The sequence below is a fragment of the Brachybacterium vulturis genome, assembly GCF_002407185.1.
GTDB lineage: Bacteria > Actinomycetota > Actinomycetes > Actinomycetales > Dermabacteraceae > Brachybacterium > Brachybacterium vulturis.
Map to the genome: position 1 here is coordinate 280,520 of NZ_CP023563.1, position 17,852 is coordinate 298,371.

The 17,852-nt window shown below is 65.5% G+C and carries 13 protein-coding genes; 7 read left to right on the forward strand and 6 right to left on the reverse strand.

The features are described from left to right. Positions 1-23: 23 nt before the first annotated feature. The 3 genes from metE to CFK38_RS17025 all read right to left on the reverse strand — a co-directional run bounded on the left by metE (position 24) and on the right by CFK38_RS17025 (position 4,082). Positions 24-2,357 carry a 5-methyltetrahydropteroyltriglutamate--homocysteine S-methyltransferase gene (gene metE, locus CFK38_RS01250; RefSeq protein WP_096801439.1) on the reverse strand — a complete coding sequence of 778 codons (2,334 nt, stop codon included), beginning with the start codon at positions 2,355-2,357 and terminating at the stop codon, positions 24-26. Next, positions 2,354-3,298 (reverse strand): methylenetetrahydrofolate reductase, encoded by a 945-nt coding sequence (locus CFK38_RS01255; RefSeq protein WP_096801440.1) that lies wholly within the window; start codon positions 3,296-3,298, stop codon positions 2,354-2,356. The genes metE and CFK38_RS01255 overlap by 4 nt, the downstream gene beginning before the upstream one ends. A gap of 106 nt (positions 3,299-3,404) precedes the next feature. Next, complete coding sequence (locus CFK38_RS17025; protein ID WP_157773303.1) at positions 3,405-4,082, reverse strand: O-antigen ligase family protein; 678 nt, start codon at positions 4,080-4,082, stop codon at positions 3,405-3,407. Between the two features lie 815 nt (positions 4,083-4,897). Here CFK38_RS17025 and CFK38_RS01265 point away from each other — a divergent pair. The 6 genes from CFK38_RS01265 (at position 4,898) to CFK38_RS01290 (ending at position 12,003) form a co-directional block, all read left to right on the forward strand. Continuing rightward, complete coding sequence (locus CFK38_RS01265) at positions 4,898-6,445, forward strand: tyrosine-protein kinase domain-containing protein (protein ID WP_172895755.1); 1,548 nt, start codon at positions 4,898-4,900, stop codon at positions 6,443-6,445. Beyond that, a complete protein-coding gene (locus tag CFK38_RS01270) occupies positions 6,442-7,005 on the forward strand; it encodes an arsenate reductase/protein-tyrosine-phosphatase family protein (protein ID WP_096801443.1) in 564 nt (187 codons plus the stop codon). The genes CFK38_RS01265 and CFK38_RS01270 overlap by 4 nt, the downstream gene beginning before the upstream one ends. Before the next feature lie 49 nt (positions 7,006-7,054). Further along, on the forward strand, positions 7,055-8,335 hold the full coding sequence (locus CFK38_RS01275) for a nucleotide sugar dehydrogenase (RefSeq protein ID WP_096801444.1): 1,281 nt from the start codon (positions 7,055-7,057) through the stop codon (positions 8,333-8,335). Positions 8,336-8,361: 26 nt separating this feature from the next. Beyond that, complete coding sequence (locus tag CFK38_RS01280; RefSeq protein WP_096801445.1) at positions 8,362-9,291, forward strand: NAD-dependent epimerase/dehydratase family protein; 930 nt, start codon at positions 8,362-8,364, stop codon at positions 9,289-9,291. A gap of 67 nt (positions 9,292-9,358) precedes the next feature. Next, positions 9,359-10,675: an O-antigen ligase family protein gene (locus CFK38_RS01285; protein ID WP_096801446.1), complete on the forward strand. Its 1,317-nt coding sequence runs from the start codon at positions 9,359-9,361 to the stop codon at positions 10,673-10,675. Continuing rightward, positions 10,672-12,003, forward strand: a complete 1,332-nt coding sequence (locus tag CFK38_RS01290) for a lipopolysaccharide biosynthesis protein (protein WP_157773304.1) — start codon at positions 10,672-10,674, stop codon at positions 12,001-12,003. The genes CFK38_RS01285 and CFK38_RS01290 overlap by 4 nt, the downstream gene beginning before the upstream one ends. A gap of 802 nt (positions 12,004-12,805) precedes the next feature. Here the strand turns inward: CFK38_RS01290 and CFK38_RS01295 are convergent. Genes CFK38_RS01295 through CFK38_RS17710 form a run of 3 tightly spaced genes read right to left on the reverse strand, consistent with a single transcriptional unit; the run spans position 12,806 to position 16,072 of the window. Beyond that, positions 12,806-13,990 (reverse strand): glycosyltransferase, encoded by a 1,185-nt coding sequence (locus CFK38_RS01295; RefSeq protein ID WP_172895756.1) that lies wholly within the window; start codon positions 13,988-13,990, stop codon positions 12,806-12,808. A 14-nt stretch (positions 13,991-14,004) separates the two neighbouring features. Continuing rightward, entirely contained in the window at positions 14,005-15,084 is a 1,080-nt protein-coding gene (locus CFK38_RS01300; protein WP_157773305.1) for an ATP-grasp domain-containing protein, read from the reverse strand. Next, positions 15,077-16,072 carry a sugar transferase gene (locus CFK38_RS17710; RefSeq protein ID WP_096801450.1) on the reverse strand — a complete coding sequence of 332 codons (996 nt, stop codon included), beginning with the start codon at positions 16,070-16,072 and terminating at the stop codon, positions 15,077-15,079. The genes CFK38_RS01300 and CFK38_RS17710 overlap by 8 nt, the downstream gene beginning before the upstream one ends. A gap of 133 nt (positions 16,073-16,205) precedes the next feature. Here CFK38_RS17710 and CFK38_RS01310 point away from each other — a divergent pair, with 133 nt between their 5' ends. Further along, positions 16,206-17,519 carry a phenylacetate--CoA ligase family protein gene (locus tag CFK38_RS01310; RefSeq protein WP_096801451.1) on the forward strand — a complete coding sequence of 438 codons (1,314 nt, stop codon included), beginning with the start codon at positions 16,206-16,208 and terminating at the stop codon, positions 17,517-17,519. Positions 17,520-17,852 lie beyond the last annotated feature (333 nt).

Below are 17,852 nucleotides of genomic sequence, written 5' to 3' on the forward strand. Positions count from 1 at the left end.
GCCCTGCCCCGCCGACGGCGCGCTCACACCCCGGCGCGCACCTCTGCCTCCGCACGCACCTCGCGGGCAGCCTGGACCAGGTGGCGCAGGCTGGCCTCGGTCTCGGCGTAGCCGCGGGTCTTCAGGCCGCAGTCGGGGTTCACCCACAGCCGGCCGGGGTCGACCACGGCGCGGGCGCGGCGCAGCTGCTCGGCGATCTCCGCCGGGCCGGGCACGCGCGGGGAATGGATGTCCCACACGCCGGGGCCGATGCCGCGGAGGAAGGCTCCCGGCTCCACGGCCTCGAGGATCTCGCCGCGGGAGCGGGCGGACTCGATCGAGGTGACGTCCGCGTCCAGGGCGTCGATCGCGCCGAGGACCACGGTGAACTCGCTGTAGCAGAGGTGGGTGTGGATCTGCGTGGCCGCGGCCGCTCCGGAGGTGGCGAGGCGGAAGGAGCGCACCGACCAGTCCAGGTAATCCGCATGCTCGGCATCGCGCAGGGGCAGCAGCTCGCGCAGGGCCGGCTCGTCGACCTGCACGATGCGGATCCCGGCGGCCTCGAGGTCGGTGACCTCATCGCGCAGCGCGAGTCCCACCTGGGCGGCGGTGTCCCCGAGCGGCTGGTCGTCACGCACGAAGGACCAGGCGAGGATGGTGACCGGCCCGGTGAGCATGCCCTTGACGGGATGCGGGCTCAGCGACTGGGCGTAGGTCGACCAGTCCACGGTGATCGGCGCCCGGCGGTGCACGTCGCCGAACAGGATCGAGGGGCGGGTGCAGCGGGAGCCGTAGGACTGCACCCAGCCGTGCTCGGTGGTCGCGAAGCCCTCGAGGTGCTCGGCGAAGTACTGGACCATGTCGTTGCGCTCGGGCTCGCCGTGGACCAGGACGTCCAGTCCGAGCTCTTCCTGCAGTGTGATCACGCGGGCGATCTCGTCCTTCATCGCCTGCTCGTACCCGGCCGCGTCGAGCGTGCCGCGACGGTGGGCGGCGCGGGCCGCGCGCACCTCAGCGACCTGTGGGAACGAGCCGATGGTGGTGGTGGGCAGGTCTGGCAGGCCCAGCGCCCGGCGCTGCGCCTCGGCCCGCACCGCGTGCTCAGCACGCTCGGTGTCGGCGGGGGTCACCGCGGCGGCGCGCTCGCGCACGGCGTCCACGCGGACGCCCTCGAAGGCGCGGGGCACGGAGCGGGGGCCGTCGACGGTGCCCGCCTCGACCTGACCGCCGGCGAGGGTGACCAGCTCGGTGATCTTCTCGTCCGCGAAGGCGAGGGTGGCGGTGAGCTCGGCAGGCAGCGAGGTCTCGAGCTCGAGGGTGTGGGGGACGTGCTGGAGGGAGACGGAGGTGGAGGCGACGACCGCCGCGGCATCTCCCCCGGCCGCGGTGACCCGGGCGCGGAGCTCGGCCAGGCGCGCGGCGGCCGTCGGCAGCTCGGTGCGCCACACGGAGCGGCCCTCGACGAGCCCGGCGACCAGCTGCACGGTGTCCACGCCGGCCAGCTGCGCCGTGGTGGGCAGCTCGCCGCGGGTGAGGTCCACGTGCACGGCCTCCGCGCCGGTGGCCAGCAGCGTCGGCAGCAGGTCGCCGATGCCGCCGTACGGTGTGGTGACCAGCAGCTGCGGTCGGTCCGAGCGCGCGGCGAGGCGGCTGATCGAGCGCTGCAGGAGCTCGGCGAGCTCGGTCGCGTCGACGCGCTGATCGGCGGCGAGCGCGGGCTCGTCGAGCTGCACCCAGGGCGCACCGGCAGCGGCGAGCCGCGTCAGGAGCTGCGCGTACACGGCCACCACCTCGTCGAGACGCTCCAGCGGGTCGAAGCCCTCGGGGGCGCCGTCCTGCGCCTTGGCCAGCAGCAGCAGGGTGAGGGGGCCGACGAGGACGGGACGGGTGCCGGCGCCGTCCTCGAGGGACTCGGTGAACAGATCGACCACGCGGGTCGAGGCGAGGCGGACGTCGGTGTCAGGCCCGATCTCGGGGACCAGGTAGTGGTAGTTGGTGTCGAACCACTTGGTCATCTCCAGCGGCGGCTGCTCGGCGGTGCCGCGCGCGAGGGCGAACAGGCCGTCGTCGTCGACGGTGCCGTCTGCCGTCACCACGGAGGCGAAGCGATCGGGGACGATGCCGGCCGCGAGCGCGGCGTCCAGCACCTGGTCGTAGAGGGAGAAGGACTCCGGGGCGGCGGCCGCGGCATCCAGGCCCAGGGTGGTGAGGCGAGTACGCGTGGCGCGGCGCAGCGCGCGGGTGCGGCGGGCGAACTCGGCGTGGTCGATGCGGCCGGCCCAGTAGGCCTCCTCGGCCTTCTTCAGCTCGCGGTCGGGCCCGATGCGGGGGTAGCCGACGGGGGTGGCGGCGGGGAGCGGAGTGGATTCGAGGGTCATCGGGCGTCTCCTTGCGAGGTGGTGGACCAGCGGTCCAGGTCGAGATGGTCGAGCACGTCGAGGGCCTCGGCGTGCTGGTTGAAGGTGAACAGGTGCAGCCCGGGGGCGCCCGCGTCGAGCACACGCCGGGCGAGATCGACCGTGAACCGGATGCCGATCCGGCGGCGCTCGGTCTCCTCGGCGGCGAGCTCCAGCTGGTGGAGCAGCTCCCGCGGCGGCTCGACACCGCTCATCGCGGCCAGGCGCTGCAGGCGCCTCGGATTCGTGGCGGGCACCAGTCCCGGCACGAGCGGCAGGCGGACCCCCGCGGCGTGGGAACGATCGAGACATCTGGTGTAGACGTCAGGATCGAAGAACACCTGGGTGATGGCGAAATCCGCACCGGCCCGCTCCTTGGCGACCAGGACCTCGGTGTCATGGCTGATGGTGGGAGATTCGGGATGCCGGTGGGGATAGGCGGCCACGCCGACGCTGACCCGCCCGCCGGCGAGCCCCGCCGTGCGCTCACGCTCGATGTCACGGATCAGCTCGATCAGCGGACGGGCGAAAGGGATCTCGTCGTCCTCGAGGCGGTGCCCATCGGGCTGATCACCGCGCAGGGCGAGGAGACCGCGCACGCCGCGGTCCAGCAGGGCGTGGATGATCGTGGTCAGCTGGGCGCGGGTGGACCCGATCGAGGTGAGGTGCACCAGCGGGCGCAGGCTGGTCTCGGCGAGCACGTGCTCGGTGAGCTCGAGGACGCGGCCCAGGTTGCCGTGACCGGTGCGGCTGGTGACCGAGACGTAGTCGGGGGCGGTCGCCTCGAGCTGCGTGATGGTCTCTCGCAACCGCTCGAAGGAGACGTCGGACCGGGCGGGGAACAGCTCGTAGCTGAGCGCAGGGCGATGCCGCACCGGGGCGGTGCGCTCGAGCTCGGGCAGAGTGGTGGTGGCAACGGACATGGTGGGGAAGCTACGGGCTGCCTGCCGTCGGGGCGAAGGATCGTGTGCCCGTGTGAACCCGCGCGACGCGGCGTCTCCTGCGGCCGCCACGAGGGTTCATGCGCGGTCACGCGAGGTCGCGTGAAGAGCTCTCTGTACCTGGCCGTGGAGGTGGCGACGCGGCGGCGGCCCCGGGTACCTCGCGGGAGCCCGCCCAACCGATCACCAGCCCCGCCAACAGGCAGACGATCGGGAACTCGTACAGGTGGTCGATCATCGAGTGCACCGCCAGCGCGCACCAGGCAGCCACCCCGATCAACCCGCGAGCGCGGTCGCCCTGACTGGCGACGAAGGCCCCCGCGACCAGCACCGCGAGGAACAGGACCACCCCGACGCCGCCGAGCTCAGCGGCGACCTGGAGGACCGAGGAGTGGGCGGCATAGAGGTGCGGAGCGGAGCGCGCGGTCTCCGAGTGCTCGAGGAAGGATCCAGGACCTCCGCCGATGACCGGGTGCTCGCGCCACAGGGTGAGGGCGTCGCCCCAGAGGCGGTGCCGCGCTCCGCTGAGGCTCCTGGGGCGGCTCAGCCATTGCGGCCACGTCGGCAGGATTGCAAGCGAAGCGACGGCCAGAATCGCCGCGCCGACGCTGCCCATGCCGACACCAAGAACTCTGCGGCGCGACGAAAACCCTCCGCTGCGCAGTGCGAAAACGATCAGGATCACGACCGGGACGACCAGAAGCGTGGCAGCCTGAGCTCGGGCGGCGAGTACAACACCCACCACGCCGATCGCCCCCGCGAACATCGCTCTTCCACTGCCTGCAGCCGTAGCCCGTGATGAAGCAACAGTCCCCGTAGCCAGCAGACCGCTCAGCGCCACCAACTGCACGCCTGCCGTTGCTTCCGCGTTGCTGTAGAACGGAACTGCGGCCACTGCCAGCAAGACAGCTCCCGCCGCCGCTACGACGGCGAAGACCTCCTGGCTGCGGAGTGCGCATAGCCACCCGACAATGGCGCCTCCGCCGAGCAGCAACGGGGCAGCCAGGTAGCCGAGGCTCGCCGAGGCGTCACGATTGCCCCACCACGCAGTGAGCAAGACCCATAGAACGAATGCGACGAGGCAGGAGGCCAGCACAAGCCACCCGGAGCAACTGCCCCGCCCTGCAGACGTAGACTTCCGCGAGGTCCTCATGTGTTCCTTTCAGCTATCTGCAGAGTTTGCCGCAGGTCGCGTCCGAGACTGCGATCTGGCGGATCTTCGCCCCCGCCCGACACCTCGGAGTGGCTGTTCCAGCCAGATCAAATCTGCACAGCTCCAGCACACGGGCCCGGACGCCGGACATGGCAGCCAGGGGCCGGCCTCGTCCACCGCTTCGGACCGTCAGCGCGTCCTCATTCGAGCCAACCATCGAATCAGCGGAGCTCAAGCACCGCGAGACGAGGTGCTGGAGTCCGTGCCGACTGTACCCGTAATGTCCGAATTGCCCCAGAAGGGTGATTTGTACGCTATGCTCGCTCCGGTAGACGCAAGCCGGGCCCGTCGCTCCACGGACAGCACAGTTGACTGGTGGTACACGGCCCGGGGGAACAGCTGCAACACCGCAGATCGAAGGGGCGCTCGTGGAGATTCAGCAGTACTTGGCCGTACTTCGGAAGCGCTGGCTCTCCGCGCTCCTCACCGCGTTGCTGATCCTGCTCGCAGCAGCCTTGGTGACGTTGCTGCAGACTCCTCGATATGAAGCCACAAACAGACTGTTCATACAGACTCTGACGGAGAGCAGCATCGCCGAGCTCAATGGCGGCGTCGACTTCGCGAGTCAGCAGATCACCACGTACGCCGATCTTGCGACCAGTCCGATGGTCCTCGATCCGGTCATCGAAGAGCTTGCACTCGACAAGACATCGCGCGAGCTCGCCGAGGACATCAACACCTCGATACCGCCAGACACACTCATCCTCGAGATCACAGTGACCTCGACGACCCCGGACCTCGCTGCGGACATCGCGAACTCCACAGCCGCGAGCCTGCGTGCCGTCGTCGCTGAGCTGTCGACAACCACCAGCGGGTCGACGGTCAAGCTGACGGTTGTATCGACGGCAGATGCGCCCTCAGCGCCGGCGAGCCCGAGCGTTCCCCGGAACATCGCTCTTGGCCTCCTGCTCGGAATCATGGCAGGCTTCGCCGTTGCGGTGGCCCAGGAGCTCTCGGACAACCGAGTACGGACTACGGAAGACGTCGAGAAGAGCGTCGCAATGCCGGTGATCGGTTCCGTACAGGCAGTTCGAGATTCAGAGCAAGCACCGCTCGTCATGAGCGACCGACCGCACAGCGTCGAAGCGGAGGCCTATCGCGAGCTGCGAACGAATCTCCGATTCACGGGACTCAACGCAGCATCGAACAGCATTCTCGTCACCTCGTCATTGGCAAATGAGGGAAAGTCGAGCTCTGCGATCAATCTGGCTCATGTACTGGCCCAGGCAGGGAACTGCGTCCTCCTCATCGAGGCGGACCTGCGGCGTCCGTCGCTTTCTCGGTACCTCGGACTCGAAGCCACCGTCGGCCTGACCACAGTACTGATCGGGGAGGCCGATCTCTCCGAGGTCACTCAGCCGCTCGAGACTCCAGGCCTGGAGGTCCTTACCGCGGGACCGATCCCCCCGAATCCCAGCGAAATGCTCGGAAGCATCGCCATGCAAAGGACGCTTGACACTGCGATGGCCGCATACGACTACGTGGTCATCGATTCCCCACCGCTCCTGTCCGTCACCGACACCGCGGTCCTCTCGCGCATCGTGGGCGGGACTCTGATCGTGGCTCGCAGCGGGCTGGTCCGGAAGCCGCAGCTCCGCGCCGCTCTCGAGAAGCTCACGACGATCGACTCCGACGTCCTCGGCGTTCTGCTGAACCGCGTCCCTCGCCGTGCCCACGACGTATACACCCAGCGTTATCAGTACGCCATCGACTCGGAGAGCAGCGTCGCGATGGCCGCGCGCGCGGAGACCCTGGCCCTCCTGCGGGAAGCAACGTCTCCGCGCCAGGAGCTCCAGCCTGCAGACACCTCGTCATCCCGAGAATCCTCTTCCCTGGGGGACCGTCGTGCCGAGACGTCGGAGCCGCTCGCCAAGACTCTGTCCAGGGAGACCGAATCGACAGGATCCCGGGGATGACCTCGGAGTCCGTCCTCGTCATCTGTACGGGAAACATTTGTCGATCTCCTGTCGCAGAAGCGCTGCTCTCCGATGGCCTCGAGAGCAACGGACTCATGATCCGAAGCGCCGGAACTCACGCGATGCTGGGCCACCCCCCGGCTCCCGAGGCAATCGCCTACGTCAGGGGGACGATCGGTGATTTTCCGCACCGGCTCGGGCAGCAGCTCGACAGATCCGTCGCGCAGCAGGCCACCCTTCTGCTCACGATGACCGAGCAGCAGCGCTCCTGGGTCCTGCGCACTGCTCCTCGGGCGATCAGAAGAACGTTCACTCTCCTGGAATTCGCTCGCATCGCGCAATCTCTCCCGCAGAACGCCACCTTCTCGTCGCTGCAGGATCTGGTCCAGGCATGTACCCCATTACGCCGGAAATGCCTCCGCCCCGGCGCCCGAAACAGCATCCCAGACCCCTACGGGCTCTCCCCTGAGGCATACGCCGAAAGCTTCGCTCAGGTGCATCGTGCATGCGGCGAGATCATCCCCGCCCTCCGACACCGTCTCCCGACAAGTTCCCGCTGACCCCAGCGGCACTCGCCACCGCGCTCGGCGCAACTCTGAAAGGATCTCCATGCTTCACAATTCCGCCACTACGCGGATGGCCGTCGTCGGCCTTGGATACGTCGGGCTGCCCTTGGCTGTCGGCTTCGCCCAGAAGATCGATGTGGTCGGCTACGACATCAATGAAGGTCGTGTCTCCGAGCTCTCCGCCGGGAACGACTCCAACCTCGAGGTCAGCGACCAAGAGCTCCGCGATTCCACCCGCCTGAGCTTCACCAGCTCTGCGGACGATCTGCGCGACTGCAACGTCTACGTCGTCACCACCCCGACTCCAGTCGATCGCCACAAGGTTCCCGATCTACTCCCCATACTCGCGGCCTCGGCGGCGATCGGGCCGACATTGAATCGCGGCGACGTGGTCATCTTCGAATCCACAGTCTATCCGGGCGCAACGGAAGATGAATGCTCCCCGATCCTCGAGAGCACCAGCGGCCTCACGCTGAACCAGGATTTCTACCTCGGGTACAGCCCCGAGCGGATCAATCCAGGGGATGCTGAGCACCGCTTCACCACAATCATGAAGGTCACCTCGGGGTCCACCCCCGAGGCCGCGGAGTTCGTCGATCAGCTTTACCAGCTTGTCGTCGAAGCCGGCACCCACCGCGCGCCCTCGATCCGAGTAGCCGAAGCGGCGAAAGTGATCGAGAACATCCAGCGCGACGTGAACATCGCCTTGATCAATGAACTGTCCATGCTCTTCAACAAACTAGGCATCGACAACCGTGCGGTTCTCGAGGCGGCCGGGACGAAGTGGAACTTTCTGAAGTTTCGGCCTGGGCTGGTGGGAGGCCACTGCATAGGGATCGACCCTTACTACCTCACGCACAAGGCGAAGGAGATCGACTACCACCCGGAGATGATTCTCGCCGGTCGTCGGATCAACGACTCGATGGGACCGTACGTGGCTAGTGAACTGATCAAGGCGATGACCAAGACCCGGACCGTGGTCTGCGGCTCGCGAGTACTGGTGCTCGGCCTGACCTTCAAGGAGAATACGCCCGACCTGCGCAACACTCGAGTCGTGGACATCACGAAGGAACTCACCGAGTACGGCGCCGAGGTGATCGTCCACGACCCGTGGTGCGACCCTGCTGAGGCCCGAGCACACCTCAACGTAGAAGTCGAGGAAACACCGGGAGCCGGCGAGTACGACGCGGTGGTGCTCGCCGTGGCGCATCGAGAGTTCCTCGAGCAGGGCAGCACCTGGGTGCGCTCGTTCGTGAAGCCGGGCGGGATCGTCTATGACCTGAAGCAGGTCCTTCCGGCTGGCGATGCCGATCTCTCCCTCTGACACTCCGCACCCGTACGAGGAACAACATGCGCATTCTCATCACCGGCGGCGCCGGCTTCATCGGATCGAACTTGACTCGGCACGCACTGGATGCCGGGCACGACGTCACCATTATTGACGACTTGTCCACCGGCCATGAGGACAACGTCGATCCATTCCGCACTCGATTCATACACGGATCGATCACTGATGCTGACGCGGTCGACGAGGCGTTAGGGGAGGTCGACACCGTGGTTCACCTCGCAGCCCTCGGCAGTGTGCCGCGCAGCGTCCAGAACCCGCTCGCCAGCCACGAGGCGAACATCAACGGCACGCTGAATCTGCTCGAAGTGATGCGCCGCCGCGGCGTCACTCAGCTGACCTATTCCTCCTCCAGCTCGGTCTACGGGAAGAACCCCGCCCTCCCGAAGTCCGAAAGGGAATGGGTGAGGCCCTTGAGCCCCTACGCCGTAACGAAGCTCGCCAGCGAGCAGTATGTCCTCGCCTACCAGGAATCCTTTGGATTTTCAACCACTGCCTTCCGCTTTTTCAACGTCTACGGGCCCGGACAGCGCGCAGATCACGCATACGCTGCAGTCATTCCAATATTCCTGGACGCGCTGGCGAAGGGTGAACCTCTACCGATGCACGGCGACGGCACTCAATCCCGGGACTTCACCTTCGTGGACACAGTGTGCTCCGTGCTGATGCAGAGCGTAGAAGGACGTGCCAGCCACCCCGAGCCGATCAACCTTGCGTTTGGCACGAACATCTCGTTGCTCGCCCTTGTAGACGTCATCGAGGAAATCACCGGGATCCGACCCGAGGTGACTCATAGTGCCTCGCGGACCGGGGACGTGCCGCACTCCCAGGCTGCGAACTCCGCCCTGCAGGCAGCCTTCCCATCAGTGGAGCCGATTGGTCTGCGTACTGGGATCAGCCGTACTTGGGAGTGGATTCGCACGCGCTCCGAGTAGCACTCCGGCGGTTCATAACGCGTCAATCGACGACCGACACTCTGCACACCTCCAGGAAGGATATCGAATGAACATTTCGTGCGAATTGCGGAATGCCACCACTCCCGCGTTCCTTCCTGTAGGGATTTTTCTGTTCTTTACGCTCAAGCCGTTCTACTTCTGGGATAGTGGGCTCCCTCAGGTCTCTGATATCATCCTGATGGCCACCATCATGCAAACATTCGTCTCAGCACTCCATGACCGCAGGCACCTGCTCCCAGACGCAGACGTCTCTCGACTGGCAATTCTTTTAGCATACTACGCGACAGTTATAAACCTGATTGCGATGCTGCTAACAAATGGCGATACCGGATTCCTGTTCAGCAGCGCCTACCTGACATACAACGTCGTCGCACTGGTCTGGATCTTGCTGGCCCTCAGGCAGTATGCAACGACCGTCACGTACTCCATGGTCGCCGGCATCCTCGCTGGCCTCGCCATCCAAGTAGTCATAATCCTTGCCGCAGGCGGGTTAAGCGGGGCTCGCGCGACAGGAAGCTTCAACAACCCCAATCAGCTGGGGTACTACGCGCTCCTCTGCGCCGCGCTCCTGCTTGCGGCCCCCCGAATTGCAGCCGTATCGAATTTCGCGATCGGAGTGGGCCTCGTTCTTAGCGCATTGACCGTAGTGGCCTCTCTCTCCAAGGCTGCCATCCTGGCCACCTGCATCCTGCTGCTCGGACTCGCTGTCGCTGGCCCCGCCGGATCCGGACGGCCGCACAACCGCCTACGCACCGGCACCTTGCTGTTCGGCGCGTGTGCCATCGCCGTCGGCCCTCGCCTGGCCTGGCTCAAGAATCACCCGCTCGTACAAACTGTCACCGACCGATTTAATGCGTCCGAGGACGACGGCTCCCTTGGGTCTCGTGGCTACAGCAGAATCTTGCTGCACCCAGAACATTGGATTTTTGGAGCTGGCGAAGGCGGATTCGACAGATTCGGCTCGGAGATTGAGATCCATTCGACGCTCGGCAATCTGATGATGTCGTACGGCGCGATCGGCATCCTGCTGTTCTTGGGGATCCTGGCGTTCACGGTGAAGAGAAGCGGTCTTGCCGGGATGTACATCACGGCGAGCATGCTGGCTTACGGCATGACGCACAACGGCGTCCGCAACACGTTCCTATGGATCCTCGTCGGCTTCCTGGCGTCGGGTCTACTGTCCTCTGCCAGCGACCGCCAGCACCACCATGACCCGGCTTCCGACCACGCCGATCCCCACAGACCGCAACCGTCCCCAGCTCCCCCTCTTCGCGCCGTGCGCGGAACTCCCCAAGCCGGGGGCGAGCAAGGGGTGCGACGTGGTACCCACGTGCGACCGCACCATTCAGGCGGCCCGCGATGAACACGATCAATTCCTCCCTAGAACCTTCACCTGGTGCGACGCCAATGATCGACGATGCGCAAGACTCGACGCCCTCCCGTTCCACGGAGGGCGGACGAAGTCGCAGTGCGCCGAAGTGGAAGAAGAGGTTCCGGCAGCCTGCGCTTCTAGCCGGTCTGATCTCACGGGCACTCAGCCAGTGGGTACTGATGTGGGCTTTTGCGCGCCTTGCGGGTCCAGCGGGCGCCGGAGAGTTTGCCAGCCTGCTTGCCGTCACCGGGCCGGTCTTCATCCTGGCCCAATTCGGAATGCGCAGCCTGTACATCACGGCACATCGACGGATAGCCTTCGGCCCCTACATCACGCTTCGCGCGATCAGTTCACTGGCCGCCACAGCCATAGCCTTGCTTCTGATAGCGATCATCCTCCCGGATGTCGAGCAAGGACTTGTCTGGGCAATTTTGACGATCCGAGTCCTCGAGCTCGTGATCGACATCGAGATGGCGAGCCTCCAGGCGCGCAACGCAATGTACGTCATCGCCGCAGGAATGATCCTGAAGGGACTCGGAATCGTCGCTGCAGTGATGATTTCCGTTCTTCTGGACATAACTCCAGCGCACATGGCATGGATCGTTGCAGCGACATCGCTTGCGGTGTGCATCGGTCTGGCGCCTGCAACCTTCCGCGAGGAGCTTCGAAAAGGGCTTGGAGGGTCCAAGGGGGACTACGGTTACATAGTACGCAAGGCTTGGCCTCTAGGTTTCGCACAATCGCTGATCTCTCTCTCGACATACCTACCTATTCTATTTTTGACCGTGTTCGGATCTAGCGAGACTGTCGGCCGGTTTGCGGTCATCTACTATTTTATAACGGCAATGAATCTCCTGTACAACTCTGTGGCGCAGGTGGCAGTCACTGATTACGCCGACATATACCGCCGCAAAGGAATATTGGGACTGAGCGCCACATTTAAACGCGCTTTAGCCATCATGTGCAGCGTCGGGATGACCGGCTGCCTTGGGATCATTTTCATTGGCCCCCTATTCATTCGCCTTCTCTACGGCGAAGCCTTCCGTGTGAGCAGTTTGGAAATGTTGCCTATCGGGGTCACGATCCTCCTCCTCGCCGCGATCACGTCCGTAAGCCCGCTGCTGATGGCATTGAATAAGTACGGTGCTGAGCTCGGCATTGCCGTCGTGGCGCTGTTGGCCGCCGTCGCAATCTGCGCGATCCTGCTTTCCTCACCGACAGTCGCCGCCGCAGGATTGATTCTGGCCGTACTGACCACGGCGCGACTTCTCGCATCGCTCGCCGTCGTCGGCAGAGTTCGAGAACTACGAGGGCGGTGAGCCTCGGCGGGTGGCACTACGCCACTCCGGTCCCGTGGCGGGGCGGACGATGCCGGCGTCTCCGAGGTCGATCAGCAACGGGTTCTGAGCTGACCCGACCCCGCCGGAATCACGCTGTTCGACAACCCGCTCCCGCCGGACGAGACCTAGCTCCGCGAGCTGTTCACCCAGCTGCCACCTCCTGGCTTCAGCAGGTTGCGGGGGATACGGCTGATGAGGCTACGGTAGCCAAGGTCGGAGGGAGCGGAGGGTGAGTCGATCCAGTCGACGCGAAACACCCAGTCCGGCTTGGGGCCCTCCGCCGAAGCGCAGTGCATGGGCTCGACGTGGGAGGAGAAGATCCCTGCGTCGTCGGCATGTCGGCCGCGCGATCACTGAGATGCGCGTCACCGGCGACGAAGATGTCCGCGGTTGCGGCACTCCAGACGGATGCTCGTTCCTGAGTGGGAACAGCTGTGCGAGAAAGCGACTCCCCCGTAGATCGAGCCAGGAAGCCGTCGTGTCGACGCCTCCGCCTGTACCACGCGGTCCGGTGAGCACTTGATGCCGTGCAGCGAGGTGCTCACACGCCCGTGACACCCATGCGCCGCGTGCGGGATGCCCGGATCCGCGACCAAGTCGTGCCGAGGAACACTAGCACTGCCTGCGGACGATCCGTAGGCAACTATCCATGTGCAGCTCGTCCGAGGGCGGAGTGCGTTCAAGCGTGCGCCTGCTCTCCACCGATGTGTCCGTCATCCCTTTTCCCCTGTTTTGGCGGCAGGGTTCGTCGTTCATCACCGTCCGGCGACCGGAACGAGAGTCACCTGTGATCACCGATCGGTGCCGCTGTTAGCGGCCGGTCGAGTCTGCTGACCCGGGAGGAGGTTACGTTTCCAGACATGATCTGGTGCACCCCTTCCCAGATGTCCTCTGGCACGAAGTCGCGGAATGCACGGGCTTCGGCGGCCCTACCCATGGTCTCCATCCGATCTGGATCGCCCGCCAGATCATCGAGGATGGCGACCAGGGCGCCCACATCACCGAACGGGAAGAGCAGTCCGGTCTCTCCGTCGACGATAGAGTCCACAGCACCTGTAGCTCTCGTCGTAATCGCCGGGGTCCGCGCGGACGCCGCCTCCAGGACGACGTTCGGGAATCCCTCGCGACGCGTCGGCAGGACGAGGACATCCATGGCAGACAGAAGACTCCACACGGCGTCCATGGAGTCGAGACGAGTCACGGACGAAGCTCCATCCAGCCGCGCCGCGATGCCTTCATCCTCGACCGATCCGACGACGAGGAAGTGCCACCGGGGGTCGAGCGTCGGATCCACCGCGGCTTCGGCTATGGTGTCGGCCCCCTTGTCGGAGGTGACTCGCCCGATGAAGCCCGCTACAAAGGCCTCCGGGGCCACGCCGAGCTGCCGACGGATCGCTACCCCATCGCTCTCCTGCGCCCGTCGTGCGATCGAGGCAGCGTCGACTCCGTTGCTGCTTCCGGCACCGATGAGCCACGCCCGTGAGCGGCGACCGAGCCCCCTGGCGAAGGTGGCCTCGGCGAGGGATCTGCTGACAAAGACGATGTCTGTGGCTGCCCGCATGGTCAGCCACTCGACGACCCACAGCACCAGCGCGCCGAGTCCCTCTGCGCCCTCCAGCCGAAGACCCCGGACAACGTACACGCGTCGGGGAACCCGCATGATCCAGGAGGCGACCATCCCCAGCAGCCCTGCCTTCGGGGTACTGGCGTTCACCACGTCGGGAGCCTCGATTCGCAGGGTGCGAACCCATCGGGCCAAGGCCGTGAGATCGCGGAGGGGCGACATGTTCCGCCGCATCGGGATCTCTCGCAGCGTCACCTGCTCCCTATGGGCCGCCTTCTTCGCCCGCTCATCGCGATTTGTCACGAGCACGATCTCCCAGCCCCTCGCCCTGAGCCATGCCAACTGGCCGCGCAGCAGACTGTTGGCACTCCCGCCGACCGTGATTCCGTACAGTGCTTTCACTCTCGAACCTCCACTCATCTTCTGTGCTTGACGGGAAGACCGTCCGGCAGGTTCCTCTCGGAACCGACGGTGACGCGAACACTCTCGTACTTCGCCGACAGGACCCCGAGCCCGTAATCGCGCCATGCCTCCCCCGCCTCCAAGCCGAATGCACGGGCCAGGTAGAACAGGGGGACATCGGCGCCGGCAAGGTGCACGAACGGGTAGCCGCCGCCGAAGCGCGGGTTGATGTCGATGACCGAGGCCTCGCCGGCGGCGTCGAGGAACATGTCGACGTCGATGAGGCCCGTGAGCCCCGCCGCCCGTGCGATGAGCGCGGCATTGCGGTGGAATGGCCCGGGGTCGACGGTCACGGCCTTGTCGGTCTCCCCGGCGCGCATCCGCAGCTTGCTGCGGGCGAGGACGGCACTGAGTTCGCCCGGTGTGTGCAGGTCGCCCACGATGTCAACACCGTGCTCCACTCCGGTCAGTCGCGGCTGGACCACGACGTCGTCCGCGGTCGGCGCACGGCCCCTCGCGACGGGAGCGGTGCGGACGGCATCGTCCACAGCGCCCCTCACGGCATGGGTTGGGACCAGGGCCAGCCCCGAAGACCCGCTGCCGAAACGGTGCTTCACGACGACCTCGTCGACGCGTCGGGCGAGATCTGCGATGCCGTCCCGGTTCCCCCCAAGGAGGGTGAGCGGGGTCGGGACCCCGATCTTGTCCAGCAGCCTCGCCATCTGCAGCTTGTCGGCACAACCGCGCTGCCACTCCGGGGACACCCCGGGCACGAGCACCCCGCGGCCGCGGAGCTGCTGCGCGAGATCGGTGTGCACGTGGAGGTGCATGAGCTCGTAATCGTTCACGGAGACGTACAGCAACGGTCGCAGCTCCTCGACAACGTCGAGGAGCGCGGGGCCGTAGGCAGGATCGGTGTACCTCGGCAGATAACGTGCGATGTCCCCGTAGGACGCCGCAGAGCTGGTCGGATCATTCTCGGTGACGACCACCCGCCCGTCGAGACCAAGTGCGGTGAACGCCTCGCGGAACCAGTCGACGAGGTACAGACGCCGGCCGGCCGAACCGATCACGACAGTGGCATGCTCAGGCATCCCCCCTCCTTTCCATGGAGTACGTTCGGACTGTTGAGGGATCGTCCGCCACGACCGTGCCCAAGGCCACGGAACTCGACAGGCAGACGGAGTGGACTGAGCCGTCCGGTGGCATCGCCAACCGGAGCTCCCCGAGCCCGAGCTCGCGACCGATCCCCGCGAGCATCTCGACGGTGCGGTGGTGGAGCAGCTCCTGGTCCTCCGCCTCCGGATCGACGGTGATCTCAGCGTCGGCGGCACCGCCCTCGGCATGGTCGATCTCGCACCGAGCCAAGACCGACCCGGTGCTGCGGTTCAGTACGTCCCAGTGGCGGCCGTCCGAGTGCTCGTCGCCCGGTCGGATCTCGTACGCTCCGAGGCGCCGCGGTCCGAAGAAGTCGCTACAGGTGGCTTGGCCATCTTCCACGATGCCTTCCCGACGGAAAACCTTCGGGATCGTGCCGAGCAGGATCATCAGGTCCACCATCGCGCTGCGGGTCTCGACGTACTCCAGATCCAGATCGAAGCGGTCATCCCACGACAACGAATTCCGTCCCGAGATCTGCGCGAGCCCTGTCAGCCCCGGCCGCACCTCGTGCCGCCGCGCTTGCTCGAGCGAGTACCGATCGAGGTACCGGGTCCGCAATGGGCGCGGACCGACCAGGCTCATCTCACCGCGGAGCACGTTGAACAGGCTCGGCAGCTCATCGAGGCTGGTGGCGCGCAGCCGGTCGCCAAAGGGCGTCGTGCGATCGGCGTCCGTCACCAGCCCGTTCGCCGGATCCGCATCAAGCATCGTGCGGAACTTCAGGATCTCGAAAATCTGACCGTCTGCGCCGGGACGATCCTGACGGAAGAGCACGTTCCGCCCGAGCTTCACCCTCACCAGGAGCGCGGTGCCCAGCATCACCGGCGAAAGTACTAAGAGCGCTCCTCCTGCGGCCAGCGCGTCCGCGATCCGCTTGACCTGGGCATACGAGGGCGTGGACAGGGGCCACCGCAACGTCATTGCACTCCTCTTCCTCAGCCTACCCACGGGCAGGGCCCGGGACCACCAAAGCTCGAAAATTCGGGCATATCGGTCTATCTAGGTATATCCTACAAGCAGATCAGCTGAACCACTACCGGACAGGTATGCCACCATGTTCTCCTCTGCACGCAGCATTGCGGCACGCATGATGCCGAACGGGTCCTCCCCGCGCGTCGCCGACGAGGTCCGACACACCCTTGAGACCCCTGTCGCCCGGAGCGATGAACACGACATCCAGCGCATTGTCCGACACGCCACGGCGGAGGTCCCCTTCTACCAAAAATTTGCCGGAGCCTCCTTCGATGACCTGCCGGTCGTGGCCAAGCCGATGATGGTGACCCAACCGCAGAAGTTCTTCGCGACCAACGTGCAGCCTGATCGCCTCGCCTCGCGGCAATCCACCGGTACCTCCGGGATCACCTTTCGGTCTTACTTCGACGACGAGCGCATCGCCCGCCACAGGGCTGAGCTCGTCGGGGCCTACCAATACCTAGGCGCTGACCCCTTCGGAAATTTTCTGCACTGCCGCGCGTGGCATCTGATCTCCCGACGTGCGCGAGCGTCCTACGCACTGCGCGGGCAGAAGCTCTACGCCGCCGAGCAGGACGAGGAATCGGTCCGCGACGTTGCACAATGGCTGCGCCACCGGCGTGGGGTGGTGATCATCGGGATTTGCTCGTACATCGAGATCCTTCTCGAACGCTTCGACGCCCTCGGCATCGTGCTCCCGCCCGGAACCGTCTCCGTCGTCCTCGGAGCAGGAGAACCCGCCACCGCGTATCTGGCCAGCATGGTGCGCCGACAGTTCGGCATTGACCTGCGAATGCGGTACTCGAACGCCGAGAACGGACTGTTCGGCTTCTCCTCGACGGTGTCTTCGACGTACAAATTGGACACGAGCACCTTCCACGTCGAGATCCTCCGTCACGATTCCGACACCCCCGCCCCGGTCGGGGCAGTAGGGCGGATCGTCGTGACCGACCTCTACAACCGTGCCATGCCGTTCCTGCGCTACGACACCGGTGACCTCGGGAGATTCTCTGTCGACGTTTCAGGTCACGTGATGCCCAATGTCCTGGCAGAGTTGGGCGGGCGCGGTGGGGATTTTCCGATCGCCGGCACTCGCGACGCACCGCGCCGCGCCACCCACTTCAAGATTCTCAAACTGCTCGAGCAGATCCAGTCGGTCCGGCAGTTCCAGTTGCGCCAGCACGATGTTGGGAGGTTCACCTGGATCCTCAATGCCGAGCGTTCGCCCGGGCTCGACGCCGAGCTGCGCCGGATCCTCGACGACGAGCTCGGCGACATAATCAGCTGCGAGTTCGTGTATGCCGACGGCGCACTGCATGTAGGGGCAGGGAAGCGTCAGACCTTCGTCAATGAGATCCCTGAGCCGGACGAGCTGTTCAGGGCCGCGCGCCCTTGAGCGCGACACAATGCGAAAGACGGTCGGAAGAGAATCCATGATCGCCCCGCGTGTCCGGCGCCTCTGCGCCTTGGTGATGCCCCATGGATTGCCCGAGTCCATCGACCTCGAGGCCCAGCAGCAGTCCCAAAGAGGCTCTTCGCGGTTCGTGGTGAATGACCCTGCTGTGGCGGGTATTCACCACGAACCGCGAAGAGCCGTCAAGCCCGGCCTCAGCAGCCGAGAATCCGCCGAGGAGTCCAAGCACTATGAGGACATCCACTGCGGTACGTGAGCCTTTCCATGTAGACGACCTGCACACCGAAGGCGGGCTGGGGAAGTGGTCCACAGGAG